Below are 15,138 nucleotides of genomic sequence, written 5' to 3' on the forward strand. Positions count from 1 at the left end.
TCACTCGAATCCCAGCAGATCGAAGATCTCGCGATCCTTCAGCGAGTCGCAGATCAGCGGCTCCGTGCCGTCGAGGAGGGACTGCGCCAGGCGAAGGTACTCGTCCTGCACGGCGACGACATCGGGTTCATCCCCCATCTCGAACATCGTGCGCTTGCCCAGCCGCGAGCGCCGGATGGCGTCGAGATCCGGGAAGCGGGCGAGCACGTTCATGCCGATCTTGTCGGTGAAGCGCTCGATCTGGTCCGTCGCCGCCGAGCGGTTGGCGATGACGCCGCCGAGCCGCACCTCGTAGTTCTTCGACTTCGCCTTGATGGCCTGCACGATGCGGTTCATCGCGAAGATCGAGTCGAAGTCGTTGGCGGCCACGATCAGCGCCCGGTCGGCGTGCTGGAGCGGCGCGGCGAAGCCGCCGCAGACCACGTCTCCCAGCACGTCGAAGATGACGACGTCGGTGTCCTCGAGCAGATGGTGCTCCTTGAGGAGCTTCACCGTCTGGCCGACGACGTAGCCGCCGCAGCCGGTACCCGCGGGCGGGCCGCCGGCCTCGACGCACATCACGCCGTTGTAGCCCTCCACGACGAAGTCCTCGATCCGCAATTCCTCCGAGTGGAAATCGACGGTCTCGAGCACGTCGATCACGGTCGGGATCAGCCGGCGCGTGAGCGTGAAGGTGCTGTCGTGCTTGGGATCGCAGCCGATCTGGATGACGCGCTTGCCGAGCTTGGAGAAGGCCGCGGACAGGTTGGACGAGGTGGTGGACTTGCCGATCCCGCCCTTGCCGTAGACGGCGAAGACCTGCGCCTTGCCCATGTCGAGGCTCGGATCCAGGTGGACCTGCACGCTGCCCTCGCCGTCGGAGCGGCCGAGGGTCGGGCGCCGGGGGATAGGCGCACGGATGTTCAAGGCGGTCACGGGGCGGCTCCTTCTGTTATTCCTTCGAGGCGGTCCTCGAGGGCCTCGCCCGCGGCGCGAAGCGCTGCGAGCGTGGCGGCGTCGGGCGTCCAGTAGCGGCGCTCGTGCGCCTCGATGAGGCGGTTGGCCATCTTCACGGACGCCTTCGGGTTGAGTGCAGCCATGCGCTCGCGCATCGCCGCGTCGAGCACGAAGGTCTCGGTGAGGCGCTGGTAGACCCAGTCCTGCACCTGCCCCGTGGTGGCCGACCAGCCCATCGTGTTGGTGACGGAGGCCTCGATCTGGCGCACGCCCTCGTAGCCGTGCTGCAGCAGGCCCTCGTACCACTTGGGGTTCAGCATGCGCGTGCGGGCTTCCAGCGCCACCTGCTCGGTGAGCGTGCGCACGACGTTCTTACCCTTGGTCTGGTCGCCGATGTAGACCGGCACCGGCCGGGCGCCGGGCGCGTCGCGCCCGATCTCGCGGCGGGCGCGGCCGATCGCCTTCGAGATGCCGCCCAGGCTGTCGTAGTACTGATCGACGGTGGTGACGCCGAGCTCGACCGATTCGAGGTTCTGGTAGGCGAGGTCCGCACCCGAGAGCATGCTCTCGAACAGCGCGGGCTCGCGGGTCGTCTTGCCGGAGCGGCCGTAGGCGAAGCACTTGCGCCGCGAGAAGGTCTCGGCGAGCTCGTCCTCGTCGTCCCAGGCGCCGGCGTCGATGAGCTGGTTGACGTTGGCGCCGTAGGCGCCGTCGGCGTTGGAGAAGATGCGCAGCGCCGCCGTCTCCAGGTCGCAGCCCCTCTCGGCCATGTAGCCGCGCGCGTGCTTGGCGACGAAGTTCATCGCGTCCGGCTCGTCGGCGGAGGCCGCGAGGAAGGCGGCCTCGGCGAGCATGCGTGTCTGCAGCGGCATCAGGTCCCTGAAGATGCCCGAGAGCGTGGCGACCACGTCGATGCGCGGGCGCCCGAGCTCGGCGAGCGGCCGCAGCACCGCGCCGCACAGCCGGCCGTAGCTGTCGAACTTCGGCGCGGCGCCGATCAGCGCGAGCGCCTGGCCGATGGGCGCGCCCTCGGTCTTGAGGCTGTCGGTGCCCCACAGCACCATCGCGACCGTCTCCGGCAGCGGGTTGCCGTCGGCGACGTGGCGGCGGATCAGCTCGTCCGCCTGACGTGCGCCGTCCTTGACGGCGTAGGCGCTCGGGATGCGGAAGGGGTCGAAGCCGTGGATGTTGCGGCCCGTCGGCAGGATGGCCGGCGTGCGCAGCAGGTCGCCGCCGGGCGCCGGGCGGATGTAGCCGCCGTCGAGCGCGTGCAGGATGCCGGGGAGCTCGCCGTCCGTGGTCAGCGCCGCGTTCACCGCCGAGAGGCGGGTCAGGAGCTCGAGCTGGTCCGGGGTCACCTCGCCGCGGCCGGGCTCGCCCGCCTGATGGGCGGCGGCGGGACTCGCGCCGGCGGCGAGCGCCTCGGCGGTGGCGCGCGGCAGCGCGACGCCGTCGGACGCGTCCGCGACGGAGACGAGGAGGTCCGCGCGCTCGGCCGGCGACGGGGCGCGGCCGATCACGTGCAGGCCGTAGGGGATGAGGGTCGTCTCGTACTCGAGCACCTGCTCCCACAGCCCGGCGATGTCCGCCTCGCCGCCCGGGCCCGGATCGGCGAGCACGAAGTCGAGCTCGGCGGCCTGGGCGCGGATCCCCTGCGCGAGGTCGGCGCGCTCGTCGGCCTCCTCCGGCGGCAGGGCCCGCCAGCGCTCGACGGCGCCCTTCAGGTCGACGAGGCCGCGGTAGAGACCCGCGTGCCCGACGGGCGGCGTGAGGTAGGAGATCAGCGTCGCGGCCGCGCGGCGCTTGGCGATCATGCCCTCGGACGGGTTGTTCGCCGCGTAGACGTACAGGTTGGGCAGATCGCCGATCAGCCGGTCCGGCCAGCAGGCCGCCGAGAGGCCGGTCTGCTTGCCGGGCATGAACTCGAGGGCGCCGTGGGTGCCGAAGTGCAGCACCGCGTGCGCGCCGAAGTCCTCGCGCAGCCAGCGGTAATAGGCGGAGAAGGCGTGCGTCGGCGAGAAGCCGCGCTCGAACAGGAGCCGCATCGGGTCGCCCTCGTAGCCGAAGCCGGGCTGGACGCCGACGAAGACGTTGCCGAAGCGTGCCCCGAGCACGTGGAGCGAGGCGCCGTCGGTCTGCTGGCGGCCGGGGGCGGGTCCCCACTGCGCCTCGATCTGGGCGAGATGCGGCTCGCGGCGCACGTGGTCGTCGACCGGGATCGTCGCGCCGACGTTGGCGTCGGCCCCGTAGCGGGCGGCGTTGCCCTCCAGCAGGGCCGATCGCAGCGCGTCAACGCTCTCGGGCAGGTCGACCGCGTAGCCGGCGGCCTTCATCGCCGTCAGCGTGTTGAAGAGCGATTCGAACACGGCGAGGAAGGCCGCCGAGCCGGTGGCGCCGCTGTTGGGCGGGAAGTTGAAGAGCGTGATGCCGACCCGGCGCGCCGCGCGCGCGGTCCGGCGCAGGGCGACGAGCTTCCCCACCCGCGCGGCGAGCATCGCCACGCGCTCCGGCTGCGGGCGCATGCAGTCGCCGCAGGCACCGGCGGCGCGCTCCGCCTCCGAGCGCCGGCAATGCCCGCAGGCGCCGGCGCCCGCGCCGGGACCGCGGCCGGCGAAGAGGATCGGCCCGGTCGCGCCGTCGAGCTCGGGGAGCGCGACCGTCATCGTCGCCTCGACGGGCAGGAGCCCACGCTCGGACCCCTCCCAGGCGGCGAGCGACTGGAACTCGCTCGCCTGGGCGGCGATGTAGGGCACGTCGAGGCGCGCCAGGATCTCCTCGGCGGCCTTCGAGTCGTTGTAGGCCGGCCCGCCCACGAGCGAGAAGCCGGTCAGCGAGACGACGGCGTCGACCGTCGCGCGCCCGCCCGCGTCGAGGAAGTAGCGCTCCATGGCGGGGCGCGCGTCGAGCCCGGCCGCGAAGCAGGGCACGACGTCGAGGCCCGAGGCCTCGAGCGCGGCGATCACCCCGTCGTAATGCGCCGTGTCCTCGGCGACGATGTAGGAGCGCAGGCACACGAGCCCCACGCGGCCGGCGCCCGGGCGGCGCGGCAGCACATCCGCCTTCTCGGCGATGCCGCCGGGGATGCGCGGATGGTAGACGCCGACCTCCGCCACGTCGATCGGATCGCCCACCTTCAGCGTGCCGCGCAGGACCTTGCGCGGGCCGGCGGCGTAGCGGTCGACCAGCAGGCGGACCATGTTGGCGACGTTCTCCTCCGAGCCCGCGAGCCAATACTGCAGGCACAGGAGATAGACGCGCAGGTCCTGGGCGGTGCCGGGGATGAAGCGCAGGATCTGCGGCATGCGGCGCAGGAGCTTGAGCTGGCGCGCGCCCGAATCCCCGGCGCCCGGGGCGCCGTCCTTCTTCGAGCTCTTCGGGCGCAGCTTCTTCAGGAGCGCCATCGGACCGGAGGCGGGCTTGCCCATGTCGAGCCCGCCGATGCGGGTGAGCTTGGTCACCTCGCCGGCCGACATGCAGGCCACGAGCGCGTCGCACGCATCGCGCCGCGCCTCCAGCGCCGGCATGACGGCGCGGATGTGGTCCTCGAGGAACATCATCGTGCACAGCACGATGTCGGCGCTCGCGATGTCCGCGTTCGCGCGGGCCACCGCATCCGGGTCGCCCTCGAAGTCGGTGGCGCAGTGGACGCGGAGCGTCAGCCCCGGAAGCTCCCGGGCGAGGGTGCGGCGGGCGCGGGCGATCGGCCCGGCGAGATGGTTGTCGAGCGTGACGATGGTGAATCGCAGCGGCACGCCCACCGCGGAGGGAGCCGCGACGCCGTCGAGGCGGGCCGGGGCGGGCCCGTCCATGGAGCGGATCGTCAGATCCGTCCGGTCAGCGACTGAAATGAGCCTTCGCATCGTAGATCGTCTCGACGTTGATCGGGGCGACCCCGCGCTCGCGCGCGAAGCGTTCGGTGTTGCGCCGGGCCTTGCCGCGCACGAAGAAGGGGATCTTGAGGAGCTCCTTCTCCGCCTCCGGCGTCCAGCGGAGGTCGGCGTCGGCCTCCGCCGCCGGCCGCTCGAGCAGGGCGACCTCGCCCTGGGCGGGCGCCGCGGGCTCGAGCCGGGGCTCGGCGGTCGGCGCCGGCGGCGTCTCGCGCCGGGGGGCGGTGTGCTCGGAGGCGAGGTGCGAGGGCATCGCACCGTCGTTGAACTCGAAGTCCTCGCGGAACATCGAGAGCAGGTGCTCCTCCAGCCCCATGACGAGCGGGTGGACGAAGGTGTCGAAGATGACGTTCGCGCCCTCGAAGCCCATCTGCGGCGAGTAGCGGGCGGGGAAGTCCTGCACGTGGACGGGTGCGGAGATCACCGCGCAGGCGACGCCGAGCCGCTTTGCGATGTGGCGCTCCATCTGCGTGCCGAGCACGAGCTCGGGCGCGAGCGCGTTGATCGCGTCCTCGACCTCGAGATGGTCGTCGGTGATCAGCGCCTCCAGGCCGAGCGCCTCGGCGGCGGCGCGCACCTCGCGGGCGAGCTCGCGGGAATAGGTGCCGAGCCCCACCACCTCGAAGCCGAGCTCCTCGGAGGCGACCCGGGCGGCGGCGATGGCGTGGGTCGCGTCCCCGAAGACGAAGACCCGCTTGCCGGTGAGGTAGTTCGAATCGACCGAGCGCGACCACCAGGGCAGCCGCCCCGCGCCCTCGGCGAGCAGGTCGGAGACGTCGATCCCCGCGAGCGCGCCGACCTCCTCGATGAAGGCGCGCGTGGCGCTGACGCCGATCGGCACCGTCTTCGTGAAGGGCTGGCGGCAGGCGCGCTCGAGATGGCGCGCCACGGGCCCGGCGATCTCGGGGTACATGACGACGTTGAAGTCCGCCTCGCCGAGGCGCGCGATGTCGTGCGCCCGCGCGGTCAGCGGCGCCACCGCGTTCACGCGCACGCCGATTCGCGCCATCAGCCGGCGGATCTCCTCGAGGTCGTCGCGGTGGCGAAAGCCGAGCGCGGTCGGCCCGAGGATGTTGCAGGACGGCTGCGCGCCCTCCTCCCGGGCCTCGGCGCGAGGCCGCGCCAGCGCGCGAACGAGCTGGAGGAAGGTCTCCGCCGCGCCCCAGTTCTCCTTGCGCTGGTAGGACGGCAGCTCCAGCGGCACGACCGGCACCGGCAGGTTCAGCGCACGCGCGAGCCCGCCCGGATCGTCCTGGATCAGCTCGGCGGTGCAGGACGCGCCGACCAGCATCAGGTCGGGGTCGAAGCGCTCGTAGGCCTCCCGCACGGCCTCCTTGAAGATCTCGGCGGTGTCCGCGCCGAGATCGCGCGCCTGGAAGGTGGTGTAGGTCACCGGCGGGCGCTGGTCGCGCCGCTCGATCATCGTGAAGAGCAGGTCCGCGTAGGTGTCCCCCTGCGGCGCGTGGAGCACGTAGTGCACGCCCTCCATGGCGGTCGCGACGCGCATCGCGCCGACGTGCGGGGGAGCCTCGTAGGTCCAGACGGTGAGCTTCATCGCCTCAAACCTTCAGCTTCTCGCGGCGCACGAGCGGGCGGACGAAGAGACCCGAGAGGTCCGCCGCCTGGTCGTAGCCGTGGATGGGGGTGAAGAGCAGCTCGATCGACCACTTGGTCGCGAGCCCCTCCGCCTCGAGGGGGTTGGCGAGGCCGAGCCCGCACACCGTGATGTCGGGAGCGGCCGCGCGGCAGCGATCGAGCTGCCGGTCGACGTGCTGGCCCTCGACGATCGCGACCCCGTCCGGCAGGAGCGCGATCTCGCCCGCCATGTGCTGGCGGTGGAGGAAGGGCGTGCCGACCTCGACGAGCTCCATGCCGAGCTCGCGGTGGAGGAAGCGGGCGATCGGCAGCTCGAGCTGCGAATCGGGGAAGAAGAAGACGCTCTTGCCGGCGAGCCGCTCGCGCTGGCGCTCCAGCGCCGCGCGGGCGCGCGCCGCCATCGGAGCGGTGACGCGCTCGAGCAGGGCCGGGTCGACGCCGAACGCGTCCACGGCCGCCCGCAGCCAGGCGGTCGTGCCCTCGACGCCGAGCGGGAACGGCGCCGGCAGGTGCGTCGCGCCGCGCGCCTCGAGCGCACGCGCCGTTTCCGCCAGGAACGGCTGGGCGAGGAGCATGCGGGTGCCCTCGCCGACCGGCGGAAGGTCGTTGGCCTTGCGCATCGGCAGGAAGCGCGTGGGGATGCCGAGCGCGTCGAAGATGCGCGCGAACTGGTCCTCGACCACGTCCGCGAGCGCGCCCACGACGAGCAGCTCGGTGGCGTCCGGTGCGGCCTGCGGCAGCGTCGGCACGAGCGAGGCGAGGCAGGTGTCCTCGCCCTGGGTGAACGTCGTCTCGATCCCCGAGCCGGAGTAGGAGAGCACCCGCACGTCCGGGAGGAAGCGCGCGGAGAGCCGCTGCGCGGCGCGGGAGAGATCGAGCTTGATCACCTCGGAGGGGCACGAGCCCACCAGGAAGAGCATCTTGATGTCGGGCCGGCGCGCGAGCAGCCGCTCGACGCACGCGTCGAGCTCGTCGTTGGCGTCGGCGATCCCGGCGAGGTCGCGGTCGTCGATGATGGCGGTGGCGAAGCGCGGCTCGGCGAAGATCATCACGCCGGCCGCCGATTGCATGAGATGCGCGCAGGTGCGCGAGCCCACGATCAGGAAGAAGGCGTCCTGGATCTTGCGGTGCATCCAGATGATGCCCGTGAGCCCGCAGAAGACCTCGCGCTGGCCGCGCTCGGTGCGCACGCTCGGGCCGGAGCCCGGGGGCGCGGAGGGAACGGCGGCCGGGAGATCGGCGCAGCCGGAGGGCGCGGGCCTGCGGGTCTCGTCGACGAGCACGTGACGGTTCATCGCGCGACCTCCCCCGCCGGGAACGCTGCACCGGCGGGAGGGCCGGCGCGCCCCTCGCGGGCCTCCTGCAGCCGCGCGGCGCGCAGCTTCAGGACGAATTGAACGGCATTGACGACGTAGGCGGCGTAGGCGGCGAGCGCGAGCAGCATCTCGCCGCGTGCGCCGAGCAGATCCGTGAACAGCGCCACGAGATAGAAAGTGTGCAGCGCGATCACGCCGAAGGAGACGACGTCCTCCCAGAAGAACGGCTTCGCGAACAGGTAGACGCCGAAGACGTCCTTCTCCCAGATCGCTCCGGTGATCATGATCGTGTAGAGCGTGAACGTCTTGACCACGATCGAGATCGTCGCGAGCGCGTAGCCGTCGCCGGTGGCGAGGTAGCGAGCGATCAGGGCGATGCTGACGAGGCACACCAGGAATTGCACCGGCGCGAGGACCCCCTGCACCATCGTCCACGGGGAGGCGTCCCGGCGCAGGCGTTCCTGCGGCGTGTAGAGACCTCTCCTCGGCGTCTCGGCGTCGGCGCGACGCATCGCGACCCTCCCTGGAACGGCTCGTGTTCTTGAGGGAAAAGCTACGGAGCGGGCCCGGAAGTGTCAACCTAGATTGACGTCAATCCATCCTCACAACAAACACGGTCGGGTTAAGTGCGTAGCATCCCGCCACTTGCGCGCTAAGCGTGCTCCGCCTTATGCTCGCTCCAAGTTCAGCCACGCTCCCCGACCAGAAAAATCAACAAGATCAACGGTTCGCGAGCAGTCGACGCGCAAGACGCCGAGACGAAGGGAGGTTACGATGGCCAGCCTGAAGGAGGCGATCGCGTCATCGCCCGACGCCGCACCGAGGAGCGATGGGCGGAGCGACGCACGCGTGAACGGACATGCGTTGAGCGGGCACGCATCACGCCGCTCGCCGCGCAACGAGGCGGACCGGCGCGACGCGCTCTCCCGCACGATCGAGGCGGAGATCATCCCACGCCTGATGCTGGTGCACTCGAGCGACGACTGCGCCGAGGGCGACCGCCAGGACCCGCTGCCCTCCCACGAGGAGGTGGTGGAGTTCGCCGGCCTCGTCATCGCGCACGACGTCGAGGTCGCCACCTCCTACGTCTCCGTTCTGCGCGCTCGCGGCGCGACGTTGGAGACGATCTTCCTGCATCTGCTCGCGCCGGCCGCGAATCACCTCGACACGCTCTGGCGCGAGGACAAGGCCGACTTCTGCGACGTCACGATCGCCCTCTCGCGCCTTCAGCAGGTGCTGCGCGCGCTCGGCGCGCCGTTCGAGGCGGAGGGCGATTCCGGCTCCGAGGAGAAACGCGTCTTGCTCGCCTCCTCCCCGGGGGAGACGCACACGTTCGGCGTGGCGATCGTGGAGGAATTCCTTCGCCGCGCGGGATGGGACGCCGTATGTGCGCCGGGCACCTCGCTCGAGGAGCTGGGCCGAATCGTGCGCGCCGACTGGTTCGACGTCGTCGGATTGTCGTTGAGCTGCGAGAGCTTGCTCGCCGAGCTCGCGTCCGCTATCGACATCGTCCGACGTCGGTCGCGCAACAAGCATGTCGGCGTGCTCGTCGGTGGTCACTACTTCAACGAACATCCCGAGAGCGCCGCGCTCGTCGGTGCCGACTTCGTGGCGTTCGACGGCCTCGACGCCGTCAGGAAGGCGCAGCGGTTCGTGGGAGGCGCCGCGCGGGCTCGGTGAGGGATCGGCTTGGAACAGCGAGGATCGCAGCGCCCGATGGACACTCCTACGGCTCCCGAGGGCCTGCGCCGATTCCGGGCCCCTGAGACGGCTTTGGCCGACGTCGACGCGGCGAGCGCCGCGCGGCTGATCGCGGCCACGAACGATCTCGCGCTCATCGTCGACCGCGACGGAGTGATCGAGGACGTCGCCGTCGGCTCGCGGGAGCTCGAGGCGGAGGAGTGCGGGCGCTGGCGCGGCAGGCGCTGGGTCGACACCGTCACCGTCGAGAGCCGCGAGAAGATCGAGTCGCTGATGCGCAACGCCGCGTCCGACGAGGCGCGCATCTGGCGTCAGGTGAACCACCCCCTCCCCGCCGGGCCCGACCTGCCGATTCTCTATTCCGCCGTCGACGTGGGCCGCTCCGGGCGCATCGTCGCGGTGGGCCGCGACCTGCGCGGCGTCGCCTCGCTGCAGCGCCGACTGGTGGACGCCCAGGCCGCGATGGAGCGCGAGTACGCGCATCTGCGCAGCGCCGAGACGCGCTACCGGCTGCTGTTCCAGATCGCGTCCGAGGCGGTGCTCGTGGTCGACGCCGCCACGCGCCGCGTCAGCGAGGCCAACCCCGCAGCGGTCGAGCTCGTCGCCTCGGGCCGGCCGATCGCCGGGCGCCCGCTCGGCCAGCTCTTCGCGCCCGAGAGCGCCGGCGCGCTCGAGGATCTCCTCGCCGCCGCACGCACCGCCGGGCGCTCGGACGAGGCGCGGCTCAAGCTCGGCGACGGGCGTGAGGCGCTGGCCTCGGCCTCCGTCTTCCGACAGGAGCGGGTGACGCACTTCCTCGTGCGCCTGGCCCCGCCGGCGGGGGGCGCGAGCACGCTCGCCGCCGCGCGCCGGCGCGTGCTGCGGGTGGTCGAGCGCCTCCCCGATGCGATCGTGGTGACCGATTCGGACCGGCGCATCCTCTCCGCCAACGCCGCCTTCCTCGATCTCGTGCAGCTCGCCACCGAGGAGCAGGCCCGCGGCGAGCCGCTCGACCGCTGGCTCGGCCGCTCCAGCGTCGATTGCAACGTGCTGACGGCGAGCGTGCGCGAGCACGGGGCGGTGAAGCGATTCGGCACCGTGGTCCAGGGCGAGTACGGGCTGACGGAGGACGTCGAGGTCTCCGCCGTGCTGGCGCCGGAAGTCGACGACGCCTGCTTCGGCTTCGCCATCCGCCCCACGGGCCCGCGACCGGCCGCCGCGATGGGCGCCGCCGGGCCGGAGCTGCCGCATTCGGTCGCGCAGATGAAGGAGCTCGTCGGGCGCGTGTCGCTCAAGGAGCTCGTACGCGAGACCACAGACGTGATCGAGAAGCTGTGCATCGAGGCCGCGCTCGACCTCACCGGCGACAACCGCGCGTCCGCCGCCGAGATGCTCGGCCTCTCCCGCCAGAGCTTCTACGCCAAGCTGCGCCGGCACGGGCTCGGCGACCTCGACCACGAGGATTGAGGCGGCGCGGCCCCCGGGGGCAGAGCCGTGCGGACGTGCCTCACCCGACTTGACACACGTAAGTGTCAATTCTGATTGACGCGGCCGTCGGGCGGGGTAGCATCTCCGGCATGACGCGACCGGCCATCCTCTCCTTCACCGAGCTCCTCAAGCCGATCACCTGGTTCGCGCCCATGTGGGCGTTCGCCTGCGGGGTCGTCTCCTCCGGCGTCGCCGCGGACACGCGCTGGCCCGTGATCCTCGCGGGCGTCGTGCTCGCCGGGCCGCTCGTGTGCGCCGCGAGCCAGGCGGTGAACGACTGGTACGACCGGCACGTCGACGCCATCAACGAGCCGAACCGGCCGATTCCGTCGGGCCGCATCCCCGGCGAATGGGGCTTCCGGATCGCGGTGATCTGGACCGCCCTGTCCTTCCTCGTCGCGTTCATGCTCGGGCCCGTCGTGCTCCTCGCGGGCGTGATCGGGCTCGCGCTGGCCTGGGCCTATTCCGCCCCGCCCTTCCGCCTCAAGCAGAACGGCTGGTGGGGCAATTCCGCGGTCGCGATCTCCTACGAGGGCCTGCCCTGGTTCACCGGCGCGGCGATCATGGCCGCCGCCTTCCCGGACTGGCGGATCGTCGTCGTCGCGCTGCTCTATTCCTTCGGCGCCCACGGCATCATGACCCTCAACGACTTCAAGTCGGTGGAGGGCGACAAGCGCGAGGGCGTCGATTCGCTGCCCGTGCTGCTCGGGGTCGACCGGGCCGCGCGCCTCGCCTGCGTGGTGATGGCGGCGCCGCAGGTCGTGGTGATCGGCCTGCTGCTCGCCTGGGGCGCGCCCTGGCACGCGCTCGCCGTCACCGCGCTCCTCGCGGCGCAGGCCGCCCTGATGGGCAGGCTCGTCGCCGATCCCCGCGGCAAGGCCGCCTGGTACAACGCCACCGGCACAACGCTCTACGTGCTCGGCATGCTCGTCACGGCCTTCGCCCTGCGCGGGCTCGGGCCGGTCGGCGGATGAAGGGGAACGGCGACATGACGACCTCGCGCGACGGCGTCCCCCTCTCCTGGCTCGGCATCGCGCGGCTCGGCCTGGTGCAGGCCTCCCTCGGTGCGATCGTGGTCATCACCACCTCGACCCTGAACCGCGTCATGGTGGTCGAGCTCGCCCTCGCCGCCTCCCTTCCCGGCCTGCTGGTCGGCCTGCACTACGCCGTGCAGCTCCTGCGCCCGCGCTGGGGTCACGGCTCGGACGTCGGCGGGCGGCGCACGCCGTGGATCGTCGGCGGCATGGCGGCGCTCGCCGCGGGCGCCGTGCTCGCCGCGCTCGCCACCGCGCTCTCGGCGACGAACCTCGTCGCCGGCATCGCGCTCTCGACGCTGGCCTTCGGCATCATCGGCGTCGGGGTGGGCGCGTCGGGAACCTCGCTGCTGGCGCTGCTCGCAGAGCGGGTCGCGCCGGCGCGGCAGGCGTCCGCGGCGGCGATCGTCTGGATCATGATGATCGCGGGGTTCATCGTCACCGCCGGCACGGCCGGGCACTTCCTCGACCCGTTCTCGATGACGCGTCTCGTCGTCGTCACCGCGAGCGTCTCGGGGATCGCCTTCCTCGTGACGACGCTCGCGGTCGCGGGCGTGGAAGGTGCGCGGCGCGCGCGCGGCGTCGAGGGCGGCCCGAAAGTGCCCTTCCGCCAGGCGCTGGCGGAGGTCTGGGCCGAGCCGACGGCGCGGCGCTTCACGGTCTTCGTCTTCGTCTCGATGCTGGCGTACTCCGCGCAGGACCTGATCCTCGAGCCGTTCGCGGGCGCGGTCTTCTCGATGACGCCGGGAGAATCGACCAAGCTGTCGGGCGTCCAGAACGCCGGCGTGCTCGTGGGCATGATCCTGACGGGCCTCCTGGGCGGCGGCTTCCGGGAGGGCGCGCGCTCGCGCCTGCACCTGTGGGCGATCGGCGGCTGCCTGATCTCGGCCGCGGCCCTCGTCGGGCTCGCCTTCGGCGGCGCGCTCGGGGCGGCGTCGTTCGGGGCGGGAGCCTCGGGAACGGTCTGGCCGCTCCATGCCAACGTCGCCGTGCTCGGCTTCGGCAACGGCGTCTTCGCGGTGGCCGCCATCGGCTCGATGATGCGGCTCGCCCGTGACGGTGCGGCGAATCGCGAGGGCACCCGCGTCGGCCTGTGGGGCGCGGCGCAGGGCGTCGCGTTCGGGCTCGGCGGGCTCGTCGGCACGATCGCCGTCGACCTCGGGCGGCTCGTCGCCGAGAGCGCCGCGAGCGCCTATGCCGGCGTGTTCCTCGGCGAAGCCGCCCTCTTCCTCGTCTCGGCGTTCCTCGCCGCGCGCGTCATGTCGGGGCGCGCCGCGCTGCGCCGCGTCCCTGTCCGCATCGCCACCCCCGCCGTCGCACCTCGCGGCGAGCCGCTCATCGAGGGGAGACCCACGCCGTGACGTTCGACACCGAGACCGACGACGTCGCCCTCGCGGAAGCCGAGGCGCAAGCCCCTCCGCCCGCGGAGGAGACCCTCACCCGCACCGCCGTCGATCCGTCCCACACCTGGGACGTCGTCGTCGTGGGCGGCGGGCCCGCCGGCGCCACGGCCGCGACCGACCTCGCGCGCGCCGGGCGCGACGTGCTCCTGCTCGACCGGGCGGGCCGCATCAAGCCCTGCGGCGGCGCGATCCCGCCGCGCCTCGTGCGGGACTTCGCCATTCCCGACGGAATCCTCTGCGCCAAGATCTCGGGCGCGCGCATGATCGCGCCCTCGGAGAAGAAGGTCGACATGCCGATCGACGACGGCTTCGTCGCCATGGTCGACCGCGAGGTCTTCGACGAGTGGCTGCGTGCCCGCGCGACCGCCAACGGCGCGACGCGCCGGGCCGCGACCTTCGAGACGATCAGCCGCGACCCGGACGGAACGGCGCGTGTCCACTTCCGCACATCGCGGGCGGAGGGCGGCGAGAGCGTCTCGGTGCGCGCCCGCGCGGTGATCGGCGCCGACGGCGCGAACTCGGCGGTGGCCCGCGAGGCCGTTCCGCAGCGCGGGCCTGTCCCCTTCGTCTTCGCCTACCACGAGATCGTCGAGGCACCGGAGGACGGCGCGGCCGACTACATCGCCAATCGCTGCGACGTGTACTACCAGGGCAAGCTCTCGCCCGATTTCTACGCCTGGGTCTTCCCGCACGGCAAGTCCGCCTCGATCGGCGTCGGGTCGATGCAGAAGGGCTTCGGCCTCAAGGAGGCGGTCGCCGACCTGCGCGCCACGACCAAGCTCGACGGCGTGCGCACCATCCGAAAGGAGGGCGCGCCGATCCCGCTCCATCCGGCCAAGAAGTGGGACAACAATCGCGACGTGCTGCTCGCCGGCGACGCCGCGGGCGTCGTGGCGCCGGCGTCGGGCGAGGGCATCTACTACGCCATGGTCGGTGGGCGCCTCGCGGCGGAGGCGGTGGAGACCTATCTCGAGACCGGCAGGTCGAAGGCGCTCGCGGGCGCCCGCAAGTCCTTCATGAAGGCGCACGGGCGCGTGTTCTTCATCCTCGGGATCATGCAGCGCTTCTGGTACGTGAGCGACAAGCGCCGCGAGCGCTTCGTCTCGATCTGCCGGGACGCGGACGTGCAGCGCCTGACCTGGCAGGCCTACATGAACAAGGAGCTGGTGCGGCGCGATCCGATGGCCCACGTGCGCATCTTCTTCAAGGACCTGGCGCATCTGTTCGGGCTGGTGCGCCCGTGACGACGGTGTGTTCTTGATCGACTTCCTCGTCTCGGGTCGCGTCTTCGACCTCGTCATCGCGATCCTGGTTCTCGAAGGGATCGCGCTCCTCGTGCTCTCGCGTCTCCCCCGGGCGAGAGCACGGATACTCCCCGAGGGCCGCCGCCTCGCCTTCCGCGATCTCGCGGGGTTCGTGGTGGCGGGCCTCGGGCTTTCGATCGCTGCGCGCGCCGCGATCCGAGACGAATCGTGGACGATCGTCGCCGCCGGGCTGACGATCGCCTTCCTGGCGCATGTCTACGACCTGTATCGGCGCTGGCTATCCGCACGCTGATCCAGTGACTCCCGTGCGATATGCGGGCTCGAGACTAAGCGGGAACACGGATCTGCCACTTTTTTGCGCGCCGATGACTTGTCGCACGCACGTGTCAAGCTATACTGACACTCGGCTGTTCCGACCTCGGGAGCGACCTCCCCGCTCCCTCCCCCGCTCGACAAGGAGGCCGCCATGCGTCGCCCCGACACCCCCCTCCTCGACACGATCCGCGATGCCTCCGACCTTCGGGGCCTGTCCG

The 15,138-nt window shown here is 71.8% G+C and carries 11 protein-coding genes; 6 read left to right on the forward strand and 5 right to left on the reverse strand.

The window, feature by feature from the left end; genetic code table 11:
* From bchL to bchF, 5 genes are read right to left on the reverse strand one after another with little or no spacing between them, the layout of a single operon-like run.
* Positions 1-915, reverse strand: coding sequence for a ferredoxin:protochlorophyllide reductase (ATP-dependent) iron-sulfur ATP-binding protein (gene bchL, locus ACTZWW_RS16770; RefSeq protein ID WP_443726258.1), 915 nt, complete (start codon positions 913-915; stop codon positions 1-3).
* The gene (locus ACTZWW_RS16775; protein ID WP_444782117.1) at positions 912-4,745 is read right to left on the reverse strand and encodes a magnesium chelatase subunit H; all 3,834 of its coding nucleotides are present in this window, start codon (positions 4,743-4,745) and stop codon (positions 912-914) included. Before ACTZWW_RS16775 ends, bchL begins: the two co-directional genes overlap by 4 nt.
* 25 nt (positions 4,746-4,770) lie before the next feature.
* Positions 4,771-6,378, reverse strand: a complete 1,608-nt coding sequence (bchB, locus tag ACTZWW_RS16780; protein ID WP_444782118.1) for a ferredoxin:protochlorophyllide reductase (ATP-dependent) subunit B — start codon at positions 6,376-6,378, stop codon at positions 4,771-4,773.
* 4 nt (positions 6,379-6,382) lie between these two features.
* Entirely contained in the window at positions 6,383-7,714 is a 1,332-nt protein-coding gene (locus ACTZWW_RS16785; RefSeq protein ID WP_444782119.1) for a ferredoxin:protochlorophyllide reductase (ATP-dependent) subunit N, read from the reverse strand.
* Positions 7,711-8,247 carry a 2-vinyl bacteriochlorophyllide hydratase gene (gene bchF, locus ACTZWW_RS16790; RefSeq protein ID WP_444782120.1) on the reverse strand — a complete coding sequence of 179 codons (537 nt, stop codon included), beginning with the start codon at positions 8,245-8,247 and terminating at the stop codon, positions 7,711-7,713. The genes ACTZWW_RS16785 and bchF overlap by 4 nt, the downstream gene beginning before the upstream one ends.
* A 352-nt stretch (positions 8,248-8,599) precedes the next feature.
* Here bchF and ACTZWW_RS16795 point away from each other — a divergent pair, with 352 nt between their 5' ends.
* The 6 genes from ACTZWW_RS16795 to ACTZWW_RS16820 all read left to right on the forward strand — a co-directional run bounded on the left by ACTZWW_RS16795 (position 8,600) and on the right by ACTZWW_RS16820 (position 14,897).
* A complete protein-coding gene (locus ACTZWW_RS16795) occupies positions 8,600-9,415 on the forward strand; it encodes a cobalamin B12-binding domain-containing protein (protein ID WP_444782121.1) in 816 nt (271 codons plus the stop codon).
* A 36-nt stretch (positions 9,416-9,451) separates the two neighbouring features.
* Positions 9,452-10,882, forward strand: coding sequence for a transcriptional regulator PpsR (gene ppsR / locus ACTZWW_RS16800; RefSeq protein WP_444782122.1), 1,431 nt, complete (start codon positions 9,452-9,454; stop codon positions 10,880-10,882).
* A 110-nt stretch (positions 10,883-10,992) separates the two neighbouring features.
* Positions 10,993-11,877, forward strand: a complete 885-nt coding sequence (chlG, locus tag ACTZWW_RS16805; protein WP_444782123.1) for a chlorophyll synthase ChlG — start codon at positions 10,993-10,995, stop codon at positions 11,875-11,877.
* Between the two features lie 14 nt (positions 11,878-11,891).
* Entirely contained in the window at positions 11,892-13,298 is a 1,407-nt protein-coding gene (locus ACTZWW_RS16810) for a BCD family MFS transporter (protein WP_444782124.1), read from the forward strand.
* 122 nt (positions 13,299-13,420) lie between these two features.
* Positions 13,421-14,584 (forward strand): geranylgeranyl diphosphate reductase, encoded by a 1,164-nt coding sequence (locus ACTZWW_RS16815; RefSeq protein ID WP_444782126.1) that lies wholly within the window; start codon positions 13,421-13,423, stop codon positions 14,582-14,584.
* A gap of 13 nt (positions 14,585-14,597) precedes the next feature.
* Positions 14,598-14,897: a hypothetical protein gene (locus ACTZWW_RS16820; RefSeq protein ID WP_444782125.1), complete on the forward strand. Its 300-nt coding sequence runs from the start codon at positions 14,598-14,600 to the stop codon at positions 14,895-14,897.
* Positions 14,898-15,138 lie beyond the last annotated feature (241 nt).

Source organism: Salinarimonas sp. NSM, from assembly GCF_052380005.1.
GTDB lineage: Bacteria > Pseudomonadota > Alphaproteobacteria > Rhizobiales > Beijerinckiaceae > Salinarimonas.